This is a genomic window from Enterococcus sp. 4G2_DIV0659, from assembly GCF_002140715.2.
Lineage (GTDB): Bacteria > Bacillota > Bacilli > Lactobacillales > Enterococcaceae > Enterococcus_L > Enterococcus_L mansonii.
Genome location: NZ_NGLE02000001.1, coordinates 2,024,962 through 2,051,816, shown reverse-complemented (window position 1 = coordinate 2,051,816; position 26,855 = coordinate 2,024,962). Strand labels below are relative to the sequence as shown.

27 protein-coding genes and 1 pseudogene are annotated in these 26,855 nt (G+C 32.7%); 6 read left to right on the top strand and 22 right to left on the bottom strand.

Annotated features, from left to right (window positions below; translation table 11 throughout):
• Nucleotides 1–71: 71 nt before the first annotated feature.
• Nucleotides 72–314: a helix-turn-helix domain-containing protein gene (locus A5880_RS09430; RefSeq protein WP_086330716.1), complete on the bottom strand. Its 243-nt coding sequence runs from the start codon at nucleotides 312–314 to the stop codon at nucleotides 72–74.
• 141 nt (nucleotides 315–455) lie between these two features.
• On the opposite strand from A5880_RS09430, the gene A5880_RS09425 reads away from it, so the two are divergent.
• The 4 genes from A5880_RS09425 to A5880_RS09410 all read left to right on the top strand — a co-directional run bounded on the left by A5880_RS09425 (nucleotide 456) and on the right by A5880_RS09410 (nucleotide 2,954).
• The gene (locus A5880_RS09425; protein ID WP_086330715.1) at nucleotides 456–683 is read left to right on the top strand and encodes a hypothetical protein; all 228 of its coding nucleotides are present in this window, start codon (nucleotides 456–458) and stop codon (nucleotides 681–683) included.
• A 408-nt stretch (nucleotides 684–1,091) separates the two neighbouring features.
• Nucleotides 1,092–1,457, top strand: a complete 366-nt coding sequence (locus tag A5880_RS09420; RefSeq protein ID WP_086330714.1) for a hypothetical protein — start codon at nucleotides 1,092–1,094, stop codon at nucleotides 1,455–1,457.
• A gap of 103 nt (nucleotides 1,458–1,560) precedes the next feature.
• Nucleotides 1,561–2,022 (top strand): hypothetical protein, encoded by a 462-nt coding sequence (locus A5880_RS09415; protein WP_086330713.1) that lies wholly within the window; start codon nucleotides 1,561–1,563, stop codon nucleotides 2,020–2,022.
• A 281-nt stretch (nucleotides 2,023–2,303) separates the two neighbouring features.
• Nucleotides 2,304–2,954, top strand: coding sequence for a hypothetical protein (locus A5880_RS09410; RefSeq protein ID WP_086330712.1), 651 nt, complete (start codon nucleotides 2,304–2,306; stop codon nucleotides 2,952–2,954).
• A gap of 593 nt (nucleotides 2,955–3,547) precedes the next feature.
• Here A5880_RS09410 and A5880_RS09405 read toward each other — a convergent pair.
• The 9 genes from A5880_RS09405 to A5880_RS09365 form a co-directional block, all read right to left on the bottom strand.
• Nucleotides 3,548–3,700, bottom strand: a complete 153-nt coding sequence (locus A5880_RS09405) for a hypothetical protein (protein WP_179190425.1) — start codon at nucleotides 3,698–3,700, stop codon at nucleotides 3,548–3,550.
• Nucleotides 3,701–4,573: 873 nt separating this feature from the next.
• Nucleotides 4,574–6,004, bottom strand: a complete 1,431-nt coding sequence (locus A5880_RS09400) for a 6-phospho-beta-glucosidase (protein ID WP_086330711.1) — start codon at nucleotides 6,002–6,004, stop codon at nucleotides 4,574–4,576.
• Nucleotides 6,001–7,881: a beta-glucoside-specific PTS transporter subunit IIABC gene (locus A5880_RS09395; protein WP_086330710.1), complete on the bottom strand. Its 1,881-nt coding sequence runs from the start codon at nucleotides 7,879–7,881 to the stop codon at nucleotides 6,001–6,003. The genes A5880_RS09400 and A5880_RS09395 overlap by 4 nt, the downstream gene beginning before the upstream one ends.
• Nucleotides 7,882–7,989: 108 nt before the next feature.
• Nucleotides 7,990–8,826 (bottom strand): BglG family transcription antiterminator LicT, encoded by an 837-nt coding sequence (gene licT / locus A5880_RS09390; RefSeq protein WP_086330709.1) that lies wholly within the window; start codon nucleotides 8,824–8,826, stop codon nucleotides 7,990–7,992.
• 1,081 nt (nucleotides 8,827–9,907) lie between these two features.
• Nucleotides 9,908–10,705, bottom strand: coding sequence for a helix-turn-helix domain-containing protein (locus A5880_RS09385; protein ID WP_086330707.1), 798 nt, complete (start codon nucleotides 10,703–10,705; stop codon nucleotides 9,908–9,910).
• Nucleotides 10,706–11,224: 519 nt separating this feature from the next.
• Complete coding sequence (locus A5880_RS09380; RefSeq protein WP_086330705.1) at nucleotides 11,225–12,256, bottom strand: serine aminopeptidase domain-containing protein; 1,032 nt, start codon at nucleotides 12,254–12,256, stop codon at nucleotides 11,225–11,227.
• Entirely contained in the window at nucleotides 12,229–12,825 is a 597-nt protein-coding gene (locus A5880_RS09375) for a GNAT family N-acetyltransferase (RefSeq protein ID WP_336577060.1), read from the bottom strand. Before A5880_RS09375 ends, A5880_RS09380 begins: the two co-directional genes overlap by 28 nt.
• On the bottom strand, nucleotides 12,822–13,172 hold the full coding sequence (locus A5880_RS09370) for a hypothetical protein (RefSeq protein ID WP_336577059.1): 351 nt from the start codon (nucleotides 13,170–13,172) through the stop codon (nucleotides 12,822–12,824). Before A5880_RS09370 ends, A5880_RS09375 begins: the two co-directional genes overlap by 4 nt.
• Nucleotides 13,172–13,555 (bottom strand): MerR family transcriptional regulator, encoded by a 384-nt coding sequence (locus tag A5880_RS09365; protein ID WP_336577058.1) that lies wholly within the window; start codon nucleotides 13,553–13,555, stop codon nucleotides 13,172–13,174. The genes A5880_RS09370 and A5880_RS09365 overlap by 1 nt, the downstream gene beginning before the upstream one ends.
• 451 nt (nucleotides 13,556–14,006) lie before the next feature.
• Here A5880_RS09365 and A5880_RS09355 point away from each other — a divergent pair, with 451 nt between their 5' ends.
• A complete protein-coding gene (locus tag A5880_RS09355) occupies nucleotides 14,007–14,780 on the top strand; it encodes a helix-turn-helix domain-containing protein (RefSeq protein ID WP_086330704.1) in 774 nt (257 codons plus the stop codon).
• A 63-nt stretch (nucleotides 14,781–14,843) separates the two neighbouring features.
• On the top strand, nucleotides 14,844–15,263 hold the full coding sequence (locus A5880_RS09350) for a VOC family protein (RefSeq protein WP_086330703.1): 420 nt from the start codon (nucleotides 14,844–14,846) through the stop codon (nucleotides 15,261–15,263).
• A gap of 535 nt (nucleotides 15,264–15,798) precedes the next feature.
• Here A5880_RS09350 and A5880_RS09345 read toward each other — a convergent pair.
• From A5880_RS09345 to A5880_RS09290, 12 genes and pseudogenes are all read right to left on the bottom strand, one after another.
• On the bottom strand, nucleotides 15,799–16,113 hold the full coding sequence (locus A5880_RS09345) for a hypothetical protein (protein WP_086330702.1): 315 nt from the start codon (nucleotides 16,111–16,113) through the stop codon (nucleotides 15,799–15,801).
• Nucleotides 16,114–16,188: 75 nt separating this feature from the next.
• Nucleotides 16,189–17,058 carry a PhzF family phenazine biosynthesis protein gene (locus A5880_RS09340; RefSeq protein WP_086330701.1) on the bottom strand — a complete coding sequence of 290 codons (870 nt, stop codon included), beginning with the start codon at nucleotides 17,056–17,058 and terminating at the stop codon, nucleotides 16,189–16,191.
• Between the two features lie 83 nt (nucleotides 17,059–17,141).
• Nucleotides 17,142–17,531, bottom strand: a complete 390-nt coding sequence (locus tag A5880_RS09335; RefSeq protein ID WP_086330700.1) for a hypothetical protein — start codon at nucleotides 17,529–17,531, stop codon at nucleotides 17,142–17,144.
• 183 nt (nucleotides 17,532–17,714) lie between these two features.
• Nucleotides 17,715–18,119: an arsenate reductase (thioredoxin) gene (arsC, locus tag A5880_RS09330; protein WP_086330699.1), complete on the bottom strand. Its 405-nt coding sequence runs from the start codon at nucleotides 18,117–18,119 to the stop codon at nucleotides 17,715–17,717.
• Nucleotides 18,119–18,446, bottom strand: a pseudogene (locus A5880_RS09325) (arsenic resistance protein); the annotation flags it as partial. The pseudogene A5880_RS09325 and the gene arsC, both read right to left, overlap by 1 nt.
• A gap of 72 nt (nucleotides 18,447–18,518) precedes the next feature.
• Nucleotides 18,519–19,277 carry an ABC transporter ATP-binding protein gene (locus tag A5880_RS09320; protein WP_086330698.1) on the bottom strand — a complete coding sequence of 253 codons (759 nt, stop codon included), beginning with the start codon at nucleotides 19,275–19,277 and terminating at the stop codon, nucleotides 18,519–18,521.
• Between the two features lie 13 nt (nucleotides 19,278–19,290).
• Nucleotides 19,291–21,633 carry an ABC transporter permease gene (locus A5880_RS09315; protein ID WP_086330697.1) on the bottom strand — a complete coding sequence of 781 codons (2,343 nt, stop codon included), beginning with the start codon at nucleotides 21,631–21,633 and terminating at the stop codon, nucleotides 19,291–19,293.
• 238 nt (nucleotides 21,634–21,871) lie between these two features.
• Nucleotides 21,872–23,128: an MFS transporter gene (locus A5880_RS09310; protein ID WP_086330696.1), complete on the bottom strand. Its 1,257-nt coding sequence runs from the start codon at nucleotides 23,126–23,128 to the stop codon at nucleotides 21,872–21,874.
• 520 nt (nucleotides 23,129–23,648) lie between these two features.
• Complete coding sequence (locus tag A5880_RS09305) at nucleotides 23,649–23,837, bottom strand: cysteine-rich KTR domain-containing protein (protein ID WP_086330695.1); 189 nt, start codon at nucleotides 23,835–23,837, stop codon at nucleotides 23,649–23,651.
• A 70-nt stretch (nucleotides 23,838–23,907) separates the two neighbouring features.
• Nucleotides 23,908–24,168, bottom strand: coding sequence for a hypothetical protein (locus A5880_RS09300; protein WP_086330694.1), 261 nt, complete (start codon nucleotides 24,166–24,168; stop codon nucleotides 23,908–23,910).
• Nucleotides 24,169–24,203: 35 nt separating this feature from the next.
• The gene (locus A5880_RS09295; protein WP_086330693.1) at nucleotides 24,204–24,833 is read right to left on the bottom strand and encodes a TetR/AcrR family transcriptional regulator; all 630 of its coding nucleotides are present in this window, start codon (nucleotides 24,831–24,833) and stop codon (nucleotides 24,204–24,206) included.
• Nucleotides 24,834–25,274: 441 nt separating this feature from the next.
• The gene (locus tag A5880_RS09290; RefSeq protein ID WP_086330692.1) at nucleotides 25,275–26,783 is read right to left on the bottom strand and encodes a DUF1846 domain-containing protein; all 1,509 of its coding nucleotides are present in this window, start codon (nucleotides 26,781–26,783) and stop codon (nucleotides 25,275–25,277) included.
• Nucleotides 26,784–26,855: the final 72 nt, after the last annotated feature.

Below are 26,855 nucleotides of genomic sequence, written 5' to 3'. Positions count from 1 at the left end.
ACCTTGTATAGTTAACTCAAGTATAGCGAATGAAAATATACAACATTAACGTTACAGGGGTATATTTAGTATTACTCATCATCAAAAAGCGTTTCATTCATTTCTGGAAAATCTAATAGTTCAGAAACCGTCATATCTAATCCCATTGCTAATTTATGCAACGTTTTTAGTTTGGGATTCTTAGTATTCCCCTTCATAATGTTATTCAGCGTAGACTGTGTCATACCTGATAACGTTGCAAGTTTGTTTATTGAAATTCCTTTTTGTTCACATAATTTCTTAAGTCTAAAAACAATAATCTCTGAATATGTCATAATGTCCTCCGTTAACCTTGTACAGTTAACTGAAGTATATAATATTTCCATACAGAGAATTAACCGTACAAGGTTGACACCAAAGAATTTTTGTGATAAATTAACCTTATAAGGTTAAAAAATATCATTAGAAGGTTCAACATGGCTCACCCAGTAAAAATGATCACCTATCAAGACCTACATAAACTAAATCATTCAATCCAACAATTAAAGAACTGGCACAAAACATTCAGTTCACTAAAAAACAACACCCAAAATCACTCTATTCCCGATAACCTCTTCTATGAGCATGAGCGAATACTAAAAACATTAGCGCAAGAAACACAAAAACTTAAAACCAAAGAGAAACTGAAAAACATTTTGATTTAAAATCCTAGCGGTAAATAGGATTTTAAAGTTCATCAGTATTAGCCTGAACTGATACTGATGAACGATAAATTTAAGAGTGTGTGACAATAATCAGATTTTTTCTGACTATTGTCACACACTCTATTCATAGTAAAACATTTAACTTTTGGATTAGCTCGCTTTCAGGGGAGTGTATCCCTTGAACCGTCATTTTATAAATTTAGTAGATGATATTGGAGATAACTTTTATTCACAAGTTTTCCAAAAAGAAATGAAATTTGTCACTCATAAAAATTTTAACTCACCTTCCTAAAAGGAATTTTTATATCACTTTAACTAAAATTAAAATTTCAATAAGAGTTGAAAAACATTCCTATATATGTTAGTATGCAATTGTTGGTATGGTTAAATAATTTAGGAGGAAGAGTTATGAAAAAATTAAAAAAGTTGATTATCTCTAATCTGTTGCTTCTGGTATGTAGTCTTTTTCTTGGTGCTTCAGTCGCATTTGCTGGTACTCATTATCCCGGTGGTTCAACAACTGGAAATTGGTATTCTAGGTTCATGCGGGACGGGAATGGATATTCTGAAGTATGGACAACTAATGGATCGGGACGTGCTCGTTGGTACTTCTTTGATGTGCAAAGAGCTGGGGGACGCAGTTTGGGGTACTCTCAACCATATATTGCGAATAAAGGAATCTATACACAAGGTGTATGGGGACAGCCCTTTTTAGATAGACGTGGCGGCGTAAACAGCTATGGAACAAAACATTACCCTGGATTCACTTCTTAAAAAATCTGTGTTTCAAAAACACCAAAAAGCTCTTATCAGTTTTTGGTGTTTTTTCATATAAAAATGATTTTGCATTGTCCACTTTTATGAAGGAGTGATTTATTTGACTAAAAAAAAGAAGTTAGCTCTCGTTAGTTTTCTATCGATTTCTGTTCTTATTTGTTGTTTTTATGGTTGGAATATCTTAAAAGACAAACAAGAGACGATTATCAACATAAATAAAATCAAAGATATAGAATTTTCTGTAACTGAAAATAACGTAGATATGGATACTCCCTTTACTATCAGAATGAATTTAGGAAAAATGAAACAATATGATCATATCTATGCGATGCAAGATAAAAATGTGATCTATATAGCATTTAGCGAGACGATCTCTGTTAGTTTTTCTGAAAAACAAACGATCACTGATTCGCTCTCTAGTCTTATGAATCCCTCCAAAGAGTATCAAATTGAAAAAATTTATCTAGTTAGTGGTTCAAATATCTTTGATGAAAATGGTGGTGTTGATCCAAAAAGATATAAGGAAAGTAAATTGGTTTGGGAAAAGGGAGGTATTCAATAACTAATGCTTGTAATAAAAGGGTTAACAAAAAAATACTCAGATACTATAATTTTGCTAATCTCTATTACATGGTCTTTGTTTAACACAAAGAAGAAACTAATAGAATACCTAAAATGAAAACATTATTTTATGATCACACTTTGATAACAGTCAAAAAAAAGCATATTGCATGGCTCTATTTCTTTCTTGCTATTATTAAGATATAATCAAATTATTATAATGTCGCTCCCTTTAAGGGTACACGCCATTTGATTTTAAAAATAAAAAAGGAGATTGATCTATTGTCAATGTATGATTTTGCTTTACAAAACTTAAGAAAGAAGATAAATTCTTTAGAAAAACATGAATATTTCAGAAAAAAATTTCTTCATTTTATTCGTTTTGCTACAGTAACCTTTATCATTATAGTATCTATTTATAGCATCTATTTACTCTCAGCCAAAAATTTATCATTCTTTAATTATGGATTGGCATGGTGGATTGCCATTTTTCTTCTTATCTCAGGATGGATAGGAGAATTTATAATAGTCTTACGTGGTACAAAACTTTATCACGAATACTTAGATAGTATACAAAACTTTTCAAATGTTTTATTTACAACCTATAACGAATCAAACATTCATAAAATTGAACCTTTTATAGAAGAAGAAAGAAATCCTGAATATCTCAAATTATTTAAACTTGGATTTTATGACTATGCTAAAGAAATACAAGAATATTATTTAACTCATATAGAAATTTATTATTTTGATATTGAAAATATTCACGGAATATCTGACCTTTTAAACACCACAGATATTTCAAAGTGTATAGGTCAGCAACTCTCAGAACAACTTGATACTTTTTACGTTGGGTGTATTAATTTACCTGACGGCTCAAATAATTTTTTCAAGAAATGTATTGTGGTATATACTTCAAAAGAACCCATTTAATCAATATATCTTACAAAACTCTTGATATAACTGCTATTATAACTAGATAGTTCAAATCCATAACCCAAAAGAGCTTATCATGGGCAATCCAATCAGCTCTTTTTTTGCATTTATCTAAAAACTAGCTAAATGTATGCTAATTAACTTTTTTGTCCTTAGAACTTAAGTATTTATTACTGTAATGGATAATCACAGTAACCTTAATAAAAATATTTCCAATTTCCTTGATAGCTATACGAATGAACCTACTAAATATAATGATTGTACTCTGTATTATGAAAGATTAAAGATCAAATTCTAACCATACACCACCCATAATAGAGTTAGTAAGTTCTCCCTTTTGAAAAAAGAGAAGTGCTAAATTCGTTGTAGCCTTAGACACCACCTAAATATAAAAAACGACTTACTCTTTATATTGAGAACGTCGCTTATTTTTAATTCATCTTGATTTAAATCATTTATACAGATATATTTTTTAAAATATTATATTCATCTCGTATTTTCACAGTCAAACAAAAACAGAGATATTTACTATCATCCATTTCAATACATGATGCTTTCTATACGTTTTAAACAATTTGACTTCTTATTTTTTAAAAATCAAAGTATTTTTTATCAATGATCATTAGCGTTTTTTTGTTATAGGTCACTTCAATTGAGCTTCCAGCACGTTCACCATCTACTGCTTTTTCCCAAGTTGCTTGTACTCGAGGTGGCATTCCGTAGTCTTCTTTTTCCCAACTCATAACACTATCAGGTTTTCCAACTTATTCTACTTTATAATAAAGAAATAAGAGCACTAATATAAAAAAGCAAACAGAATAAACTCTATACTATAATCCTCTGATTCATTCTAAATCCTAAAATAGTATATATACTAACTTGTATCTTATGTAATAATAGTTTTACACACCCTTACGCAAAAATTATGATATAGTTAAAAATTGGTACGTGATTAAACAAATAAAAAGAGTAATAATAAAAGTTATTTAGTAACGAAATGATAATAACGAATATTCGTAGAAAAATTTTTTTAGCGTAACAAAAAAGGCACTCAAACAAGTACCTCTCTGGATGCATTATTGATTGAATCATCAGAAATAAGACCGATTACAAATACAAATTCACATTATTTACAATTTAAGTGAAAAAAATGTTAACTAAATTAATATTGTTTGCTAGAATAGTACGTAATCTACAAGTCAGCTTGAATAAAAAATAGGAATATTTTTTGCTTTCTGAAAGGATAGAGGTAACTTATCATTCAATACTTTTGGCAAACTGTTGCTCTCCAAGTTTATTTAATAAATGGATGTAGTCAAAAATATTTTCTTTATACCTATAAAATTAGCCATTTCCCTAAGAGGCATTTCTTTAGAAAATATTAATTGGTTGTAACACTCAAGTAATTCACATTTGATTGATTTATTTAGTTGGTTTTTTACCACATTGTTTAAATGGTCGTTGAACGTTTAAGAAAATTTGTATTCATAATTTAAAACTTTTATGTTGCAAAACAATATTATATAGTTGTACAAAGAATCATTGAATTGAAAGAAATCATTGAGAATACTTCTCGTGAAATTCTTTCAATTCAATAGTTTATCTACGGTTCCTTTTTAAAAATTTAAGTCTTCGCCATTTGTTTCAATCACTTTTTTATACCAATCAAATGAATCTTTTTTTATCCGTTTCAGTGAACCATTCCCTTGATTATCACGATCCACATATATACATCCGTAACGCTTCCGCATTTCCCCTGTAGTAAATGAAATCGGATCGATACAGCCCCAAACCGTGTAGCCTAAAACATCTACACCATCTAGCTCAATTGCTTTTTTCATTTCTTTGATATGTTGGCTAAGAAAATCGATTCTTTCTGTATCGTGTACTTTATCTTCTATTAAAACATCTGCATAACCAAAACCGTTTTCTACAATAAAGATTGGGCGCTCATAACGATTACTTAAAAGATTTAGATAGTGACGTAATCCAGCCGGATCAATCGACCAGCCCCATTCCGTCATACTGACATAAGGATTTTCAACAAGAGAGCTGTCTCCAAGCAAATCATCTTCCAAACGAACCGCTTCTGGTCGTGTTGAAATTGTATTGCTTAAATAGTAGCTGATACCAATATAATCAACTGTTCCAGCTTTTAATGTCTGTAAATCTTCATCCGTAATATCCAGTTCATAGCCATTTCTTTCCCATTCTTTAATTGCCCACCGTGGATAATTCCCTCTTACTTGGACATCCGTAAAAAATAATTGCTTTTCATCTTCTTGCTGAGCCGCGATAATATCATTAGGATCACTTGTCAGCGGATAGTTTGGTGTTGCCGCTAGCATACAACCGATTTGAAAATTAGGATTGATTTTTTTCCCTTCAGCAACTGTAATTGCCCCCGCCACAAATTGATAATGCGCAGCTTGATACATCGTTTTCAGTTTATCTTCGTCTTCATGATAAAGAATACCTGAGTTGGTAAAGGAATAGATTGGATTTTCCAAAATGCGTTGATTATTGATTTCATTAAAGGTCATCCAGTATTTTACTTTGTCTTTATAACGCTCCATCACGGTCACTGCAAATTTAGTGAAAAAGCCGATTAGTTCGCGACTACGCCAGCCGCCATAGTGTTTAACCAAATGATACGGCATCTCAAAGTGTGACAACGTAATAACAGGCTCAATGCCATGTTTCAATAATTCATCAAATAAATCGTCATAAAACGCTAGTCCCGCTTCATTCGGTTCTTGTTCATCACCATTTGGAAAAATTCTTGTCCAGGCAATACTCGTTCTTAGACATTTAAAGCCCATCTCAGCAAACAACTGAATATCTTCCTGATACTGCCCATAAAAATCGATTGCTTCATGGTTAGGGTAAAATTTTCCTTCTATAATACCATCTGTAATTTCTCTAGCGTGATCTTTTGAACCAGAAGTCATTACATCTGCAATGCTCACGCCTTTGCCGCCTTGATTAAAGCCACCTTCAACTTGATGAGCAGCTACTGCACCGCCCCATAAAAAATCGTTTCTCATTTATCCATTTCCTCCTTGCTTGAGCCTACAACAAATAGTTTTGTTGCCGGCGTTACTGACTCAGTGGTATTGATAATGTTCATCGTTTCCATACTTTGACCATCTGTTAAAATCACTGGTGATGTCAGTGCGTAGCCTGCTTGTTCGATCTTTTCACGATCAAATACTAGTAACGTTTGCCCACGTTTGATCGTATCCCCCATTTCAACTTTTGTTTCAAAATGTTCGCCATTTAAATTGACTGTGTTGATTCCAATATGGATCAATAATTCACTGCCTCCATTTGATTTTAACCCAATTGCATGTTTTGATGGGAAAATTGCTACGACGGTTCCATCGAATGGCGCAACTACTTTATTGTCAGTCGGAATAATGGCTACTCCTTTTCCAGCAATTTCACTCGAAAATACATCATCATCTACTTCTTTCAATGGAATCACAGTTCCTTCAAGTGGTGCATAAACTGTCGTTTCGTTTGTTACTTGAACGTTCATAGATTCTTCTTGAAAATCATCTTCCCCTTGATCTGTTTCCGGTAAAAAATCTGCCATTTCATCTTCTTTGACACCGAAGAAATACGTCAATACTGCACCGGCGATCAAAGCGGCACCCACTCCGATGAAATAACCGACTTTTGGTGTATAAACTGGGATAGAGAAAATATTATGGAATACATAAGCATTCATCGTAACACCTGTCACACCACAAATTGCACCACCAATGGCACCAGAAATTGCTACAATTGGCAATAACCGTTTATATCTTAAAATCAGTCCATAAACAATTGGCTCTGTTACTCCTGCAAATAAACCAGTCAACGCTAATGGTCCAGCTAAGGCTTTCATTTTGGAATGTTTTTTCGATTTCAAATAAAAACCGATTGCGATCCCGATTTGAGCAAAAACTGCTGCAACAGCCATTCCTTCTATCGGATCACCACCCATAACAGTCAAGTTTTCAAGCGTAATTGGTGAAAAGCCCCAATGCAGACCAAACATCACCATAAATGGCATTCCGCCACCTAATACGATTCCTGAAAGCAACGCACTTTTACCAATCAACCACATAACACCTTGTGATAATGCATCACCGATCACTGTTCCAAAAGGACCGAAAAGTAAAGCGGTCAATGGAACCATGATCATCAAACTAAACATTGGCACTGCAAATAATTGCAGGTCTCTAAATATAATTTTTCGTAAGAATTTATCCACGAATGAGTAGATAAAAATTGCTACAAAAATCGGGAAAATCGTCGTTGCATAATCAACAACATTTAAATTGATTCCTAGAAAATCAAGTTTTTCTTGACCAATCATTCCTGTAAATGACGGTTCCAGTAACGCTGCCCCAATTACGCCACCTACATACATGTTGCCCCCGATTTTTTTAGTCAACGTGATTCCTAGAAAAACAGGTAAGAAGTAAAAGATTGCGTTGCTCGCAGCACTCAATACCATATAAGTGGAACTAGTATCCGCTAAGAGTTTCATTTCAACTAAAATCGTTAATACAGCTTTGATCATCCCAGAACCTGCCATTGCTGGAATCAATGGTGAAAAAGCACCAGAGATCACTTCAAAGACATAATTGAAACTTAGTTTTTTTTCAGTTTTAGGTGCATCTTCATTTAAGTCCGCCAACGATTGGATCGCCGCATAATAATCTGGTACTTTACTACCGATCACTACTTGATACTGTCCACCACTATTGACCACAGACATTACATACGGTAGTTTTTCCAACGCTTCTTTATCCGCTTTTTTTGTATTCTTCAAACTGAATCTTAAACGCGTCGCACAGTGAACTAAACTATTGATGTTCGACTTGCCGCCGACAAGTTCGATGATTTTTTTACTTTCTTCTTCATAACGCATGATGATAATTCCTCTCTTTGATTCATTTTTTTATAAAAAAAGCGACCTAAGAAACACTTATAAACTAAGTGTCTTTCTTAGGTCACGCCTGCTTAACCAGTAACGATCCTATTGATTGCTTGATAAGCGATTTAAGTGAAGTGTTAAGTACATCAATTCATCATTTGAAATCGTCCAATCGTATTGTTGTTCCAAAAATGTTTTGATTTTGACTGCACACTGATAATCTTGTTCATATTTGACAGCAATCAGGTTGATCAAGGATGAATCCTCATTTGATGAGACTTCTTTATCCAACTGCCTTTTGACAAAGTAACGAATATGAGTAATGAAACGAGTAAAATCATAAGACGTTTCATCATACTCTTTCCCATAATGATATTTAATAATATCGATAATGCTTTGAATGATTTTGGTTGTCAACATTGTTTCGTTCATATTGCTAGTTGAGTTATAGGCATTTACAAAATGAAGGGTAATAAAAGCGGCTTCTTGATCTGGAATAGCAATGCCTGTTTTCTCTCGCATCATCTGAACGGCTTTTAATGCAAAAGCATATTCTTTTGTGTAAATCTGTTTGATATCCCACTCCAATGGTGAGCGCATTTGCAATCCTTCTGATGCTCGATTTAAGACAAAACCGATATGATCGGACAATGTCAGCAAAATGGAATCATCAATGGACTGTTCTAATTCTGCTTCGCCTAATTGAATAATATCACTGGCCAGTTCAATATCTTCAATATCGATTCGTGCAAGCAGATTTTCTAAGTTATTAACGGAATTGTTACCTTCAAGAACAAATCTTTTTTCAATCAAGGCTGAATCAATCACGTCACCTTCACGCTTGTTGAAGCCTACACCTTTGCCCATAATAATTTCTTCGATGTTGTCATCATTTAAAACCAAAGAAACATTATTATTAAAAACTTTCAGTATTTTCATTGAAACTATCTCCTGTTCTTGACTTAAAAAACGAAAAAAGACCTGACCATATCAAACATCACTAAAAAAAGTAATGTAAGAGGTCACGCCTGCTTTACCAGTAACGATCCGATACTCACATTATATAAGATAGTTTTAATTTTGTCAATTTTTCATCATTACATAACGATGATAGTAGCACCTAGCTTGACAACTGAATACATTGTTTTTATCGCAACTGAAATCGCCTCCATTCTTCTATCACATTCTCATCACTCATCAAAATTAAAAGCATCGCAAGTTCTTATTCTAATCTAAGACGTATTCATTTGTTCATTTCATAACATAGTGTTTCCTTTTAACCATACAATCCACTCCCTTTAATGAAAAAATAGGTCAATAATCCTTCACAAATGATTGTTTTTTTCATGTAGAACAAAATATACATAAAGATTTTTGAATCGACTAATAGTATTAAATGAGTTTCTATCAGAAAAGTCCTCCTACTTATGATAGGTTCTGCATACCAGAGAGGAATCACCTACTGAAAAATCACAGATCAAGCTTTTGAATAAACAAGTTCAATAAGTACCTTAAAAACTGAAAAACCTTTCACATCTAATATGATACCTCTGGTTACAACACCACTGAGCACTAACTGGTAAAAAATATCGATAACATCCATTATTTTCACTTTTGAAGTATTCTTGAAGCCGTCTTTGATATACAGATTCATAATACATACTGCAAACTATTTTTATACAAATCCATTGATAGCGCTTTCCTAAAATGTTACTCTTGTGTAAAGGAGATAATTATATGAGATATTTGCTTGGTTTCATTTTTTTACTGATAGGTATATGGCAGCTAGTAATCACTTGGCGAACATTTACTGATCTCAAAAAAGAAGGAGATAAAAACACCTCTTCTTTTATTATGTTAGGGCTGTGGAATAGCTTAGCTTTTTCTTTGATTTTCATTACTGTTTCACTCGGAAGCTTTTTTGTCAGTTTTTAAGTATTTCTCTGGAAAACTTAATAAAAAAAGACTAGTAACGTTGAGAACGAACAAATCATTCTCAACATTACTAGCCGTTAATGCATTATTTTTTTCTCACATGTTCAAACAACCACTCATCAACTGCACCTTTATCAAGATTTAGTAGCCCAAATAAAATAGATACGAATGCCCAAATTGATCCTGCTAATCCAGAAGTAATAAATCTAGTTGAAACATCTGCCATACTTGTCACTTCACCTGTCAACACCAAGATTAAATAATTTCCACCAATTGACAATACTGCCGCAATCGTCATCAATCCCCAAAGCTTGATTGTTGTAAAACGCCATAATAATAACAACGCCCAAAAGATACCTAACGAGATTAAACTAATACTTATACCAAAATAACTAAACCAATTCGTCACTGAAACACTTTTTTGAATAGTGAATAATAAAGGCATCACCAAAACACTCAATGTCAGTCCAAATTTAATTAATTTTTCTTTTTGGGCATATCGCATAACACTCATTAAACTTGCACCAAAAATACAACTACTTACTACTACAAGAGACCAAGATAAGCGCATATTTATACTTACATCAATAATCAAACATATGACGCTACTTACCATTAATAAACTAAGTATTACAACAAACAACATTTCCAATATACTTCTTTTCTTTAAACTAGTGACCATTTCTCTATCCCCTTTTATCAATTTATCTAGTGAGATAGAAAATAAGTCGCTTAATTGAATTAAACTCTCAATATCTGGATAACTCCTACCGACTTCCCAATTAGAAATTGTTTGTCTAGAAACATGCATTTTCTCCGCCAATTCCTGCTGAGTTAAATTTAATTTCTGCCGTCTTTCTTTTAATGCTTTCCCTATATTCACTTATTTTCCATCTCCTAATTCAAAGTTTATATTTAGTATATCAGTTTGACTAGAAAACAACATAAGCATTTGAAAAAATCAGCCGCTAAGATTCTAAGCATGCTGATATAATAGGGTTTTTAGACTATTTTGATTATAATGATTGGGAAAATTGATGGGAAGAAAATGACTTGATTTCAGTCAAACAGCCTATTTTTTTGCTTCTAAATCCTTCTCACAAAGAAACGATGTACAATCAGACATTCTATTATTTACATAGCACAATTATAATTACTCCAACTTAAAAAATAATCGCCCAAAATATCAACTCACCTTCGTACCCCTTCTTTTTTCTCCAATATTTTTTATCAACTTGGTAAAATTCTCCCAACTCAATGTCATCATATAAAAAATTTTCATATAGAAGAAATGGTAGGTTATTACTCATATGCTTAAGTTTGCGATTATAACATCGGTCACCTTCACTATCGCTTACTTCTTCAAAATTGAATAATACAAGTAGTTTCAAAAAGAACGTTATCAACATGGATTAGACGATTGACCAGATACTATCTGTTCACAATAATCTAAATAATTGTTATTAATTAAAAAAAACTTTGGAAAAATTAACCCGGACAAGTTTATTAGAAAATCAGAATTTTCTATTTTTCTATTTAACATTTGATGAGATGTATTAGGGATAATTTTTACTGCCAAATCTTTTTTAGACATTTTCGAACGATATATTTTCTCTGTTTCCAAAGAATTTACATTCTTATCATTTTCAGCCAAAATCAAATACATTTTACCATGTACTTTAGATAATTCATCTGTAGCATCTTGATTCAAATTGTTTCGAACAAATAAATATCTATCAGAGGTCATTACCTCCTTCCCCCCATTATTTTTATATTTGCTGTATGAATCATTTTTTTCAATTAGCAGGCTGTCATTTCTAAATTGTTGTTTTGCTTGAAAAATTTCTTTATTGGTTCCGCCAGAATCTTTGACTTGATTCCCAGTATCATATTCTCCCTGTCTTATCCAATTAATTGCTGGTGCTACCAATATCGAGAATTGAATATCCGGATTCTCACTCATAACTTTGGGAATTACCCATCCAGCTTGACTAGCTCCCCATAAACTAATTTTATTTGAATATTCTGGATATTTATCTTTCAACCACTCAACAACTTCTAGTACTTCTTTTGCACGATCATCCATTGTCTGTAGCAACCAATTACCACTAGAACGCCCTACTCCTAACTTATCCCAAGAGACAGAGACATAGCCTTGCTGAGCAAATCTTTCCATTAGTGGTTTATACCCTCCATCTTGCGTTGCTTCTTGCGCCCCATCTCCATGAACAAATACTATAATTCCTTTTACTTCTCCCTGTTTTGGAGAAGTAATTATTGTGGATAATGTTCCATCAGTCGTAGAAATATTTACTCTGTTCTCGTTCATTTGATAATTATTTCCAATAAAAAACAACCCTATTATTATGACAAGCATTCCTATAAGAATAATAAATACTCTCTTAATTATTGCTCCCATTTCATTAATCGCCATCCTCTTAAACCTACTACTAATTCCATTATAAAACTTGACTGTTTTTTTATTATTTTAAAACCTAATTTATTATATAATTGATAAGCCCTATAATTTTGTTCCGCTACATGCAAAGTTATTTCCTTTTTCGGAAAGATATTTTTACAATGGGAAACTAGTGCTTTACCAATTCCCTTATTTCTAAATTCTGGCGCAACAGCAAGAAAATCGATGTAGCTTTCATTATGCTGAGGCTTGTGAGAAAGCACGCTCAACAAAAGGATTAACCTAAGACATTGTGAAAAGGATAATTCTTTTTTTAACGAATAATACAAGTCATAATATTTTTCTTCGTTTGTTGTTAAAAATAAACAACCGTATAATTTTCCATTATACTCTGAAACAAATAATTTCTCCGGCTTTACTGAAATTAGATATTTGCAGAAAGCAGTAATTACATCTAATACTTCTTGATCATTAAATAATTTTCTTGTAAATTTAGATTTAAAACCTTCATAAACTAAAAGCGAAATTTGTTCAATACTATTTTCTGCATTGCAATTATTTATACTGTTTATATTAATATTCATAATTTCACCTCAATTGAATATACCATTTTGTCATTATATGCCAGTGAGCAATAGATATTTTCATAGAGAAGAAAATTTTCTATCGAAGAATCCTTTATATTGAATATCAAATCATTAAAAAAAATACTTACTTGTTTTTCAATGTCCTTTTTAGTTCTCACCACAAAGCTCATACATGCATAAGTTCCTGCTGGAAATACATAATCACTGCACTCTTTGGTGCTTTTCAAACACATAATTTCAGACTGTTTTTTTGATAAAATAAAATAAGGCTCATCTAAGTTTAAAATTTCTTGTTCTATCGCTTTTGAATAGTCAATTGAATCCTCTTCAATAATTTGCTTCATTAATTTTTTAAAACATCGTTCTTCTCGTTCAACAAAATAACTTTGTTCAATTCATATTTTCTTTGTGAATTAACAATTTTGTTGATTGTTTTCTGAGTCGCCAGTAGCTTATTTATTTCTCGTTGAATCTTAGTTTCGGCTTCCTCAAACATTGATTTTATATTATCTAATTTTAAACTTTCTTGTATCTCTTTAATAGAAAATCCAATTTCTCTCAAAGTATTAATTTGGTATAAACGATAAATATCACTTTCTTCAAAAACATAATATTTATTTTCTTCATTTCGTTTTGGCGTTAGTATACCTTTATCAATATAATGTCTTATTCTGTATTTCGATATGTTAAACAATTTTGCAATTTCCCCTGCTGTAAGTTGCTTCAAGATTTGTACCTCCTTTGTGCTATGCACTCATTATAAACTAAGTGGCAACCACGCAGTCAAGACGAATATCGTATGTCGGTTTATAATAAACACCAAAATATTCATCACCATGAGTAATAAGTTTTTTTTACTTATGAGAAGCTTGACTAGATTTGTTTACTCGAAATAGTAAAAACACTTTATATAAACTTCGAGAATACACTGTTTTTATCAATAGACTTATATGAATAAAGCATATAATGCCATACAATATCAGGGTTTTAAATTGTCTTACAATCTTCCAAATATCTATTTTCTCCAATAGCAATTTATATTGCGAAACTTGGATAGTCTTTATTTGTTGGTCTAAATGCTTCACACTAACATTATTGGAACTGGTATAATAATCTGGACAAAGAGAAAGTGGAAAACATCCCTATGCTTAATAGTGCTCTGAGAAGGAGGTATAAACATGAAAACGAAAATGCCTGAAATTCTTTCTTTCATTTCAGAAGAAGCGGTTCGTAGAAAAATGACAAGTGAGGAAATTGCCGTTCACTTTGGTTATGATAAACATCATTTTAGTCGGACATTTAAAGAAATAAATGGATTCAGTGTCGTTGAATTCCTCTCTAGTTTAAAAGTTGAACAAGCGATCATTGAATTTGATGAAGAAAAAAGAGTAATTGACCTACAAGAACATTCAGGTTTTGAAAGCAGCGGTAGTTTCACGAATACGTTTAAAAAATATACAGGTAGTTCTCCTAGAGAGTACAAAACTGAAATGAATGAACTTTTTGATGACATGAAACGTTTTGAAACGAATGATAAGGATCAGTCGATCGCGCATTTTGAAGAAAAGAATCAGTCTTTTTGTACGGTAACGATTGAAGTACCTGATGAATTTGAAATGGGGATCATCTTTATTGGGCTTTTCCGTACACTTATACCGAATCATTTGCCTATATCTGGATTAGCTACTAAAAATTTAATAGGAAATAAATTGAAAAATATTCCAAATGGAGACTATTACTTACTGGCTTGCGGGATAAGCCGTTCCAATAATATTCTCTCTTACTTTAACTTAAATAATAGTTTAAGAGGGAAAGAAGATGAAAAGTTATCTTTTCCAGCATGTTCTGGCAATCATTACACGATTAAACTGAGAGAACCAATACCAGAAGACCCGCCAATATTAGTGAATGTGGGTAAACTTTTGATCTCCTCCATAAAGAACACAATCTAGAACAATATTATTCGAGCGTGAAATGATAAGATGGTCGTAAGTTAATGAAATGGAGATGAAAAAATGATCAAAACAGGAACCCCTTATCTATATTTTTATGACGAGTGCGACGATGCATTAAAATATTATGTCGATATCTTTGGCGCCGAAATTCTAGAAAAAGCTACATTTGAAGATGTGGAGTATCTGGAAGATGAAAGCCGTAAAAATTGTATTGCTTATGCTAGTTTTAAACTTGGAGAAAGTGTGATTCTAGCAAATGATTTTCTCGAAAGAAAAAGCAAAGAGAATGGTTCTACAAGTCCGCAGACTAGTATCTGGCTTGAGATTGAAAAAGAGGCTGACATAAAGTTTCTGGAAGAAAAAATGTTAGCAACTGGTTCCAAGAGCATTACAAAACTTGAGGAGACTTTTTGGGATTCATTCTATGCGAAAATCGAAGATAAATTTGGGATTATTTGGGAATTGAATGCGCAAAAGTAGCGCGTCAGAAGATGTAATGATTAGTTACTTGTTTATCGAATTGATAGTGGCTTTTTAGAGTTATCGTTGCTTACAACAGGTTCACATGACTAAGTTTTCAGAAATACTTAAGTAGTACCTTTTGAGTTTTCAAGGGTACTCTTTTTGTCTCTTATAACAAAAGAAAATCAATTCTAGTAACATTTAGGTTCCCTGACAAGTGTGATAGCCGTACGTATGATGATACTGCTGTTGATATTGATTTTTCTGAGGATCGATAAGAACCCTCCTCAGAAAAATCAATATCATGTCGAACACAAAATTCAAAGATGATACCAAAAATTTTCTGCTCCATGACTTCCTACTTTTGTAGGTTGTTGCACGTTACTTTCTCTAGACGTTTCAGCAAAATAAGCGACTTTTTACTTTTGTAATTAATATCCCCTATATATACTCTAACGCTCTTTACCGTAAAATTTTTATTTCCTTTACTTATAAGGCATCCCTTATCGAAATACTCTTAATTCCTGTGCAACTTTTTTCATATATTACTATTTCAACCATTTTTTAACCAATACTTTATAGAACGAACGATCACGATAAATGAATAAAGCATGGCAATTATTATGATGAATGGAAGAAAGTTTAAACGAACATTGTAAATAATCGAAAACAAAACTACGATAGACAAAACAGACATTAGCAAAAATATTGTGCCTGCAATTTTCCCAGCCCGTATCGCTACTTTTGTAGGGGCTTGACCAAAATTATTACCAGCTAAAAGAAACAACCATTTTCCTCTTATAAATTGCATGCCAGTGATTAAAAAGAACACACTTATTAAAAATAAAAAAATCAATGCAATGAGCATACTATTGTCCCTCTCTTTCAAGAATCTTAGTCTATCGTTTCTTTTTAATTGATCAAATAATGCTTACTATTTTTGTTATTCTAAAGTTTCTAAATCTTCTTCCACAATTAAACACTTCGCTTCACAGTAATACCCTTGCCCTCCAACATACACTTTCTCTATGTTATCCTGGCTATCAGTTGCCAGTTTAACGACTATTTCAGATAGCGAATGCAGTGAATACCCTTGTTCAAATACATAGGTTTCCTTTTGTAAGTAGCCTCGTTCGTACAAGTAACAAGCTAACGCCCCATTTGATGTGCCAGTCGCTGCTTCTTCATTGATATCATATAATGGTGCAAAGTTCCTGCAAATGATTCGATTCTCGTCAAAGGTATAGAGATGTGTCCCGATAACATTGTATGATTGGCTGATTTCTTTGATTTTTTCAAAATTAGGCTTCAGTCCGTGTAATTGCGTGTCACTTTTTATGGGAATTAAAATATCCTTTAGACCTGTGGAGACAATCTGGATAGGGTAGTTATTATCTATTACTTGATAGTCAAAACAATCCACGAACTCGTTTGGTGCTATCACTTCGTAGAATATCGGTTTGTTCTGTTCCATAAATAGAATGTCGTCTTTTATAGTAATCGCAAGAACACCACTGTTGGTTTCAATGGTGTAATTATTCCTAGAAAGTTGGTTTAAATGCCTGAGTATTGCGAAAGAACCAATTGTCGCATGACCACATAAGTCAACTTCTTCTTTAGGTGTAAAATAGTCAAACTTATACTCGGCAACATCAGATTCTGATATAAATGCGGTTTCTGCGTAGCCTAATTGTTTAGCTATTGCCATTTTTTGAGTATTCGTTAATGTGTTTTCCATCAAAACCACGCCTGCTTTATTCCCGCCTTTATGATTCTTGCTAAATGCACTAGCAACATAAACTGTTATTTTCATAAGGCACCTGCTTTCTTCATTTATAGTAAACCTCTTTAACTTTGTAAGGGGATATGAATGTTGTTGTTCATCCCATCCTAAAATTATTTGACATATACTATACTTTTTTCTCGTTCCTTCTGTTCTATTTCATAATGAATAGTTACTTTAACTTCTTTTTCTTTGATCCGTGAAAGTCGCTCAGCCAAATCCAATTCCGTCTCATCATCACCCAAAATATTTGTTGTTAACGCCAGAAGACCATGCGTCTCATCAATTGGCACCCATTTATTATTTTTCTTTGTTGAAAACTCAGTCTCCGAATCTAAAATCGTAATACTATCTTTGGTATTGTTTTTAATGATCAATTTCGTGTCTTGAAACTTTAAATCAATGAATACTTCTTCCTCATACTTCTTTTCGGTGTGACTACTCATTTTTGAACAGCCTACCAGTAACAACAACATAATTCCTACTAAACAAAACTTTTTCATCTCTTCTCCTAAAGTTATTTCATGTTATTTTTCCATACGCATTCCTAACAACTATAAATTAATCATAGCACAAAGATGAAGCATTTAAACTTCTCTGCGCACAGTCTCGTAATCAGTGAAATCTATTTGTATGGAAAAAAACATTGATTAACGATTTTTCTCCGTTGCTTCTTCAGTTATCGTTTATCTTAAACGCTTAATTCTTTTTTCTATTTCATCTCTAGTCGTTCTAAACATGCTCATAATCTCTTCCTCTGTTCCTGTCGCTTTGGCTGGATCTTCCAAGCCCCAATGAATGTGTTGAACAGCTTTAGGAATGACAGGACAATTATCTAATGCATCCCCACATAGAGTAACTACTAAATCGGAAGAGTTTAGATAGTCTATATCTATGACTTCTGATTTATTTTGGCTAATATCAATACCCATTTCAGCCATGATTTGAACCGCTCTTGGATTAAGCCCATGTGCTTCGATTCCTGCACTTCTGACTTCCCATTCTTTTGAATCTAAAATTGATTTAGCTAAACCATCTGCCATTTGGCTGCGACAAGAATTACCAGTACATAAGAAATAAATTTTTTTCATTAGAATAGTGACTCCTCTTTATCAAAGTATTTGTCTTTCCATTTCAATGCTAAGTTGACTAACCCAATTAATACCGGGACTTCAACGAGTGGGCCAATAACCGCTGCAAAAGCTTCTCCAGAGTTAATTCCAAACACTCCCACTGCTTCAAACTGCTGTAAATGAAAGAGACGTTGCTACAGGATAGCTGGTGCCCATTTTTTTAGATAGGAGAAATGATACAAAAAACATTAAGAGAAAATATAAAAGTAGTGGTATCGCTATTCTAACAGCATCCATCGGCCATTCAATAATTTTATCACCTTTAACAGAAAACATTGTTACAATTGCTCCATCTTATAGTTTGATTCAAAAAAATTATATACGCTTCAAGAATTCATTTAAAATTACTATAAAAATCTAGAAGCCTAACCCATTTAACCATTCAGCTACTTGTTCATCACGTGTTTTAAGTTCTAAATTGTCTTTAATTTTTCCCAAGTACTTTTCAGAAATAATTTCACCATCCGACATAAAGAGAATACGTTCTGTTTTTGAAGCAACTTTCGCGTCATGTGTTACTAATAGAATCGTTGTTCCTTTCTGATTTATTTCGTTAAAGAGACCCATAATCTCAGAAGCAGCCTTTGAATTGAGTGCTCCTGTGGGTTCATCACCAAATATAATCTCTGGCTCATTAATTAATGCACGACAAATGGATACACGCTGTAATTGACCTCCAGAAGCTTGCGTAATATCTTTTAAAGCAAGCTGATGAACACCAACCTGTTGCATTAGTTTATCAGCACGCTCATCAATTTTCTTTTGTGATTCTTTTTTGCCCAGATAAGCTGAAAGCACAATATTGTCTTTCAAATTGAAATTTTTTAGTAAATTCGCCTGTTGGAATACAAACCCCATTTTGTCTAACCGTAAACTTGTTAGTTGTTCTTCAGTTAGTTGATTTAATTGTTCACCAGAAAATTCAACAGTGCCAGAAGTAGGTTCTGTCATACCACTAATAGTATAAAGGAGAGTGGACTTTCCAGAACCGCTGGCGCCCATGATAGAAACAAATTCACCTTTATTAATTGTTAATTGAATATTTTTTAATATTTGTTGGGGTTCCATATTTTCAATCGGAAAACTCTTTGACAAATCAGTTGCTTTTAAAATCATAATGATTCCTCCTTTACTCAACGACTAACATTATTTTTTTGATGGATAAGCTAATGATATAAACACTCGAACTCACTACTAGCACTAGTGAAAAAGGAATAACTAGATAGTTGATAAAAGGATTTGTGACAAAAGCTATATTTGATACACCAGAGAGTAATAAACTAGCAACTTGTGAGCCTAGTAAATTTGTTGCTATCATCCCAAAGAGAATACCAAATACTAGTGTAAAAATAGCTTGTGTAATGTACTGCTTTTGTAACGTTTTTGATGAGATGCCAATGCTTTTCATAATCGCAATGTTCTTTGCTTCTTTAGCTAGTATCATTTTAAAAAACATAGAAGTAATGAGAACAGCAATAAACAAAGCAAGTACGAAAGCAACAATACTAATTTTATATACTTGCTCAATGATTCCACCTAAGGTCTGTTTAATATAATCATTGGTATCCGTTACTTTGATATGCTTAAATTTTTGTTCTAATTCAGTTTTTATATCACTAATCTTGGCGCGATCTGTAACATTGAAATTGAATGTTGCCCATAAAATATCATCACTTTGGAGCATTCCTTTCGCAGTTTTCCCACCATTCGTTACATCTTGATAAATTCCACTCACTGTGACAGTTTTTTCTTGGTCTTGTAGCATAATTGTCAGTTTGTCACCAACACTTGCTTCAAATTCGTCAGCATTCATACTAGATAAGGCAATTTCATTTTCATTTTTTGGTGCTTGCCCTGACGTATAACTGAGTGGAAATGTTTCATAATCATCGGTACTTTCAATTTTGATAGTTACAAGCTCATCCTCTGCATTCTTGATTTGGAAAGCACTTGTTTTATAAAGAACGATATTTCCTATTTTTGAATCTTTACTTAATTTTTCTTTTAATAAATAATTGTACACTTGCTCTGATTCTTCGTGATATTTATCAAACTGATGGATATCAATTCGCAAGTCACTTTTTCCAGCCCCCATATAAGAGATGAATTTAGAGTCTTGGACAGTTTGCAGAAAATTCAATGGTACACTCATTAAGAATATGCTGATAGAGAATACGAACATCAATAATAGATAAACTTTTATTTGTGTTAATACTTCACGAACACCAATAAAAATGGTTGGATTCCGAATCCAGTGTTTCTTTCCGCTTAATTGCATTCTATGTCCAATTTTGCGATTTCCAGATGTTTGACTAACTTGTAAGGCTTGATAAGCTGAAATTTTCTTAAAACGGCGGAAGACAAACGTACAAAATAAGTATACAAACATGAAGACAACGATTGTTCCCACAAGAGGAAGTAAGTAGCTAATCGCTGTTTTAGGTGCAGTTCCCATATAAGCAGACATTGATTGTGTAAACAGATTTGTAATAGCTAGTGAAGTAAGATAACCACCAACACAAGCAATGAAGGCAATAACAACATACTTTGTTAAATACATCTTTCTTGTATTTTTATTACTGATTCCAATTGCTTTCATAATTCCAATTTCTCGATAATCTTCTTCAATTGCTGTGAGAATTGTAAATCTTAAACACGAAAAAGCTATTAGTAATAGTAGCAAACTGATTAATGTTATGATCGCAATGACAATTCCATCAGTTAATGAGTTTAATACTTGATATAAAGAGCGTGTAAGAGCTGTTCCACTTTGCGGAAGGTTTGACGCTTCATACTGTTTTTCAAATTCAGCAATAGTACGTTCATCTTTTAACTCAAATTCAATTAAGTATTCTTGGCTACTAATTTTAGTTTCCAACTCATTCCAATCATTATCACTTATTAAAAACCGCTTAGAGGTGACAAGAGAGGGGTTCATTTGAGCATCACGTATAAACGCAGTGATAGTATATGATTTCTTAAAATCACCAAATTGTATCTGTACTTTAGAACCTATTTTTAAGTTGTATTGCTGCTGATGATAGACCGGTACACCAATCCCACCATCAGTAATTTGCGCGATCTTATTACCTGTATCTAATAAAAAATCAAACGAATCATTTTGTTTTACAAAGCTATTTTCAATAATACTGTTAACTTCTGATTTATCATTTTCTTGGAGAAATAAATTTTCCCCAGAAATATTCAGCATTGTTACCGTTTGTTGTTCTTTTACGAAGTCATTTTTTTCGCTGAATGTATCAATTTCTTTTTGAGATAAATCACCTGCATACATTTGAACATAACTGGGCACTCTTGCTTCCTCAAATAAGTGATTCAAAGAACCATTTAATTCTGTCACAATCATCAACGCACTGGATACCAGCATAGCGGATAATAAGATAAACATGAACAGTGTGAAAGTAATTACTTTATTTTTTTTTAAATCTCTTTTTATTAATCGACGTATCATTCACGTTCTCCTTTATTTCTATTCCATAAAATATCTTGAATATTTTCGAATGGATTGATCCCAATTTACACTAAATCAAGTTCTCTTCTTCGAACACCTCTAAATAAAAATCAGTAGTATACAACTAGAGAGCAACAAACCAAGAATACTAAGGGAAATGGACCCGTATTGATGTTCCCGTTGATGAAAAAGTAGAAAAATCAAAATTTTTCTTTAAATTTCTGTTTACTTTTCCTATTTAGATGTCTTTTTCATCGTGATAAAGTAGCTTACTTAATAGTGATAACATCAATGTAGCAATGAATGTAGCAATAATAGGAATATAGACTGTATCTTGAAAAACTTCAAATCCGATTCCATATAAGATTTGACCAATAGGGGCAACACATTGAGCAGTTGCCATAATGATAGACATTACTTTTCCTAGATGTTCTATCGGCGTAATTTTTTGAACTTTACTAATCGCAAAGATAGACACAATTGACAAGCAAGCTGAAAGCGGTACACCACTAAATACAAAGATTAGGAATCCAGGTAAACTGCCATATTGTAACGTATAAGGAGTGGTCGATAAAGCAATTGGAATTAAAAGGATTGAAATGAATAAAATCCAGAGATAGAAATTTGAAACCTTTAGCTTCTTTGATACTATTCCAATTAGAAGTGCACCCAAGATAGTTGCAAACTCAATAATTCCAACGCCAATCCCATATAAACTGGTATTCAAATTCATGGTTACTCTTAAAATGTATGGAACACCAACGATAAAAAGCGGGGTAAGAGCGAAATTTAATCCCATACTTATGAGCATTGTTTTACGAATAAAACTGTGCGTTAGTGTATAGTGAAATCCCTCTTTCAAATCATTTGCCAAAACTTTGAAGATATTACCTGAATATTCAGTCTTATTTTCTGGTACTAAAATACGTGTTTCTAATAATGCCGTTAAGAAAAATGCTAGTGTAGTGATGATAAGAATATTATTCATCCCAATAATGCTGTAAAGCAAGCCACCTAATATGGGAGCTACGATTCCTGATAATGACTGAATCCCCTGTAAGATTCCATTAGCAGATTCTAATTTCTCTTTTAAAGCAATACTTGGGATAATAGCAGTAACAACTGGTGTATCCATAGCACCGACAAAACCAAAGAGAATCATGGCAATAGTAATAATTACAAGTGATGATTGGTTTAAAAAGAAAGCAATAAATAAGAGTAGACTAAATAAGCCATTCGTCACATCGAGCCATACCATAATTGTCTTTCTATTAAATCTATCTGCTATAGCTCCAGCAATAGGTGCTAGTAAAATAGGAAGGCTTGAAATCGCAAATAGTGTCGCATAGATATCTGCTCGTCCTGTAATATCTAAAACATGCAAGGATAAGGCAAAACGAAGTAGCGATGTTCCAAACACAGAAACAGTTTGTCCTGTTACTAGTTTGATAAAATTGAATGTCGTCTGATACATTGAAATTTTTGTAGTTTCCATAATACGCCTCCTGCTTAAATATAAGACAAATAAGCGAAAGAAGCATACAAACACTGCTTTCTATCCAACTGTCTTCTTATCTTTTTTTAAAGAGTTTGATCAATCCATAATTACAACTATTGCAAACTATGTGTTTTTCGTTCATTTAATTTTTGTACCATTTTAAATTTATACTTTAATATCAAATGAAGAAAAACAAACAATTGTACATTTCTTCAAGTATGGAACAGAAGCTTATTTCCAAAGGAGTTGCTTCTGGTTCCACCGTTCATCTGGGTTTCATGAGGCTGGTTTTTGTCTTATAGAGTTATGTCTCAGCCTCAACATCTTTCTTTTCCTAAGACTTGTAATAAAAGAATCGATTGTAAAAACATAATATGAATATTTGTAATGCCATAGCTCCCTCCTTTTTTGTGAGGCTAACCAAAACCAACCATCATATAAATCAATCCTCTTTTTAATATTCCTATATATTTACGACAAAAATAAAGAGCCAATAACCAAGAATTTTCATTTCTAGTTATTGGCTCTGCGTTATGACGTCTGGCTCTTTTATTATTGTTATTTTTAAGTGTTTAACATTTACTAGATTTTCCTGTTTGCATTTCGGACAATAAAGTGGCAAATGTTTAATTGTAGTATCTGGGCGAATTTTAGTCCGCGTTTTTCCTTTACAGACAGGGCAAATAATCCAAGTTGTATTATCCATGATATCATCACTCCTTATAGAATTATACTAGCAAATCTGGAGTCAATTGTATTGTATTTTTTAGTACTTATCATTTCATAAAGGGTATTTTATTCTTAAGTCCCTCACGTACAATTGATACAAGAGAGACTAATACAACATTCACTGTTTGAGCGTCATAGTTTGTTGAAGAACTAATCCAATCAATCATATTTGTATCAATGTCTTCTTTAAAAGGACGTTTGATTTCTTCTTCACAATATTTCTCGTACGCATTTATAATGTCTGAGCATACTTCGTAGTCTTTTGATGTCTGTTTCTTTACTTCATTTACCAAATTCTTAAAATTCATTTTCCTTTCCTCCTCTATCATGACTTGGTATTTTTTTACATATTTTTAATCATCATTTGTCGAACGTCCACTTTACTAATTCTATTTTCATCAATCTGAATGACTCTAAATAGAGTATTTAGAATAGCATCAAGATTTACTTCAATTTTAGCCTCACTTAAACCACTTAGGTCATATAAGGTTTGTATTCCAGCAACAAGGAATTGAATATCTGCCAATGGATTGATTGAAAAAAAATCCTTACTATTGTTCCCCTCAATTATCATTTCTGCATAGATAGGGCAGACCAATTCAAGTGTTCGTTGCATTGCTCTTTGTTTCATTAAAGCATTGTTTGCTTTATATAGTTGCTCAATCATAACTTTCTTACCTTCTGATTTTGGCTTACTAAATAATGAAATTATTAATTTTTCAATTGGAGCTAGATCTTTGCGAGAGATAATTTCTTTTGCATAAACTAATTCATCATCAATGATTCTCATGATGACTGCGTCCATGGCTTCTTCTTTAGATTCAAAGTAGTAATAGAATGTTCCTTTCCCAATCCCGACCTCTTTAAGAATGGCGTTGACTGTAGTTAATTCATATCCTCTTAAAATAAATAATTTCTCTGCATAATCCAAAATTTCGTTTCTTTTTTCATCAAAATCTTTTGTTCGTGACATTTTCTCTCCTTTCTAGACTATCGGTCTATAAATACATAGTAATCGACCGTTGGTCTATTGTCAATAACATTGTAAATAAAATAAATTCATGATTTAATGATTTAAATTAACTATCAACAGTGATCTATTTAGGTAAAACCGAAAATTATAGTTCCCCCTTAACTTAGAGAGTTTTTGTTTTTAGTAAATACAATATCAATCAAAAATATTGATTTCTTATTCTAATAAAAGTGGATATCTTTCAATTTTTTAATAGCTGTCTTAAATTTCAACATTTTGTTAATATTGATAAATAGAAATTGGATACATTTTCTAAAAACACCGTTAAAACATTGGAATAACAGTGTTTTAACGGTGTTTTCAATTCGAAATTTATCTTTCATTCACTGATTCTTAGTTTCTAAATCGAGGTATTCTTCAAACTACGATAGATAATCCTCCCTAAATATAATACAAATTCTCAGACGGATATACCGCATCACTAGTAACATCCAATCCTAACTCCCGTAATGTTTGCTCATCATTCTTACTTAACATCACCGTAGAATGAGCTTGAACACCACTTAATTCGGATAATTTATCATAAGCCAATTGTGCGGTCGGGTTCGTCACCGCGCTAATCGCTAATGCAATTAAAATTTCATTAGCTTTTAAAGCGGTTATTTTACTGTGTAACTCCTTCTTCTTCATCGTTTGAATCGTTTCAAGAATCACTGGAGATAATAATAAAATTTCATCCGAGATATTAGCTAATGTTTTAATCGAATTCAAGATAGCCGATGAACAAGAATCCATTAAACCACTTGTTCTTCCTTTTACAATTCGACCATCTGCTAACTCAAAGGCAATAACTGCTGGTGTCTCACTGCTTTGGTTTTTCTCTCTTAATTGCTCTGAATACTGACGTGCAGGAAGTACAGCTTTTCGGTCTTCTTTTTTCAGCTCAACTTCTTCCATAATCAACTTAATGCGATTGACTATTTCTTCGTCGATCAAGCCTTTTTTAAAGTCACATTCTGTCGCAAAACAACGTCGAATGATTTCTTGTTTGGATGCTTCTTTCACCACATCATCATCGATGATTCCAAAACCTACACGGTTAACCCCCATGTCCGTTGGTGATTGATAGACAGATTCTTCACCGGTAATTTTTTCAATAATTCGTTTGATTACAGGGAAAGTCTCCACATCGCGATTATAATTGACAGCCACTTGTTGGTACTTATCAAAGTGGAATGAATCAATCATATTGACATCTTTCAAATCAACTGTTGCTGCTTCATACGCAATATTTAATGGATGTTTCAATGGAACATTCCAAACGGGGAAGGTTTCAAATTTTGAATAACCAGCGGTCTTGCCGTTGCGGCTTTCGTGATACAGCTGGTTTAAACAAGTCGCTAATTTCCCACTACCAGGACCTGGTGCTGTAACGACTACAATTGGTTTAGTCGTTGGGATATAGTCATTTTTACCAAAGCCTTCTTCGCTAACGATTTTTTCAAGATTTGATGGATAATCTTCAATTGCCTCGTGTTTATAGACTTTGATGTTTCTTCTTTCCAATTTGTTAATAAACATTTTTGTAGAAGGCTGTCCACTATAACGTGTTATGACCACACTATTCACGGCTAAACCGTATTCTCTTAGCTCATCTATTTGGCGCAAAATATCCATATCGTAGGTAATTCCATAATCGCCACGAATTTTGTTGCGTTCAATATCACCTGCATAAACACAAATCAAAATCTCCGCTTGATCTTTTAATTTTTGTAAAAGCTTAATTTTAGCGTCTGCATCAAATCCTGGCAACACGCGTTTTGCATGCATATCTCCGATTAATTTGCCGCCAAACTCTAAGTATAACTTATCATAGTGATCGACTCTTTCAAGGATATACTTTGATTGCTCTTCAATGTACTTTTGTGGATCAAAACCTAGTTTCTTCACGTAAGAACCCTCCGATATTTATATACTGCCATCTATTATAAACTTATTTGCTGTTGATTACGATAAATAATA

What these genes read in the sequence shown, in the direction of transcription:
- A5880_RS09395 (WP_086330710.1), bottom strand. Translation starts at nt 7,881, where the DNA reads ATGCGTTATGAAGAAGAAAGTAAAAAAATCATCGAACTTGTCGGCGGC.
- A5880_RS09355 (WP_086330704.1), top strand. Translation starts at nt 14,007, where the DNA reads ATGAAAACGAAAATGCCTGAAATTCTTTCTTTCATTTCAGAAGAAGCG.
- A5880_RS09425 (WP_086330715.1), top strand. Translation starts at nt 456, where the DNA reads ATGGCTCACCCAGTAAAAATGATCACCTATCAAGACCTACATAAACTA.
- A5880_RS09320 (WP_086330698.1), bottom strand. Translation starts at nt 19,277, where the DNA reads ATGATTTTAAAAGCAACTGATTTGTCAAAGAGTTTTCCGATTGAAAAT.
- A5880_RS09350 (WP_086330703.1), top strand. Translation starts at nt 14,844, where the DNA reads ATGATCAAAACAGGAACCCCTTATCTATATTTTTATGACGAGTGCGAC.
- A5880_RS09400 (WP_086330711.1), bottom strand. Translation starts at nt 6,004, where the DNA reads ATGAGAAACGATTTTTTATGGGGCGGTGCAGTAGCTGCTCATCAAGTT.
- A5880_RS09370 (WP_336577059.1), bottom strand. Translation starts at nt 13,172, where the DNA reads ATGAAGCAAATTATTGAAGAGGATTCAATTGACTATTCAAAAGCGATA.
- A5880_RS09310 (WP_086330696.1), bottom strand. Translation starts at nt 23,128, where the DNA reads ATGGAAACTACAAAAATTTCAATGTATCAGACGACATTCAATTTTATC.
- A5880_RS09335 (WP_086330700.1), bottom strand. Translation starts at nt 17,531, where the DNA reads ATGAAAAAGTTTTGTTTAGTAGGAATTATGTTGTTGTTACTGGTAGGC.
- A5880_RS09430 (WP_086330716.1), bottom strand. Translation starts at nt 314, where the DNA reads ATGACATATTCAGAGATTATTGTTTTTAGACTTAAGAAATTATGTGAA.
- A5880_RS09420 (WP_086330714.1), top strand. Translation starts at nt 1,092, where the DNA reads ATGAAAAAATTAAAAAAGTTGATTATCTCTAATCTGTTGCTTCTGGTA.
- A5880_RS09345 (WP_086330702.1), bottom strand. Translation starts at nt 16,113, where the DNA reads ATGCTCATTGCATTGATTTTTTTATTTTTAATAAGTGTGTTCTTTTTA.
- licT (WP_086330709.1), bottom strand. Translation starts at nt 8,826, where the DNA reads ATGAAAATACTGAAAGTTTTTAATAATAATGTTTCTTTGGTTTTAAAT.
- A5880_RS09340 (WP_086330701.1), bottom strand. Translation starts at nt 17,058, where the DNA reads ATGAAAATAACAGTTTATGTTGCTAGTGCATTTAGCAAGAATCATAAA.
- A5880_RS09380 (WP_086330705.1), bottom strand. Translation starts at nt 12,256, where the DNA reads ATGGCGATTAATGAAATGGGAGCAATAATTAAGAGAGTATTTATTATT.
- A5880_RS09295 (WP_086330693.1), bottom strand. Translation starts at nt 24,833, where the DNA reads ATGTCACGAACAAAAGATTTTGATGAAAAAAGAAACGAAATTTTGGAT.
- A5880_RS09305 (WP_086330695.1), bottom strand. Translation starts at nt 23,837, where the DNA reads ATGGATAATACAACTTGGATTATTTGCCCTGTCTGTAAAGGAAAAACG.
- A5880_RS09405 (WP_179190425.1), bottom strand. Translation starts at nt 3,700, where the DNA reads ATGAGTTGGGAAAAAGAAGACTACGGAATGCCACCTCGAGTACAAGCA.
- A5880_RS09300 (WP_086330694.1), bottom strand. Translation starts at nt 24,168, where the DNA reads ATGAATTTTAAGAATTTGGTAAATGAAGTAAAGAAACAGACATCAAAA.
- A5880_RS09315 (WP_086330697.1), bottom strand. Translation starts at nt 21,633, where the DNA reads ATGATACGTCGATTAATAAAAAGAGATTTAAAAAAAAATAAAGTAATT.
- A5880_RS09375 (WP_336577060.1), bottom strand. Translation starts at nt 12,825, where the DNA reads ATGAATATTAATATAAACAGTATAAATAATTGCAATGCAGAAAATAGT.
- arsC (WP_086330699.1), bottom strand. Translation starts at nt 18,119, where the DNA reads ATGAAAAAAATTTATTTCTTATGTACTGGTAATTCTTGTCGCAGCCAA.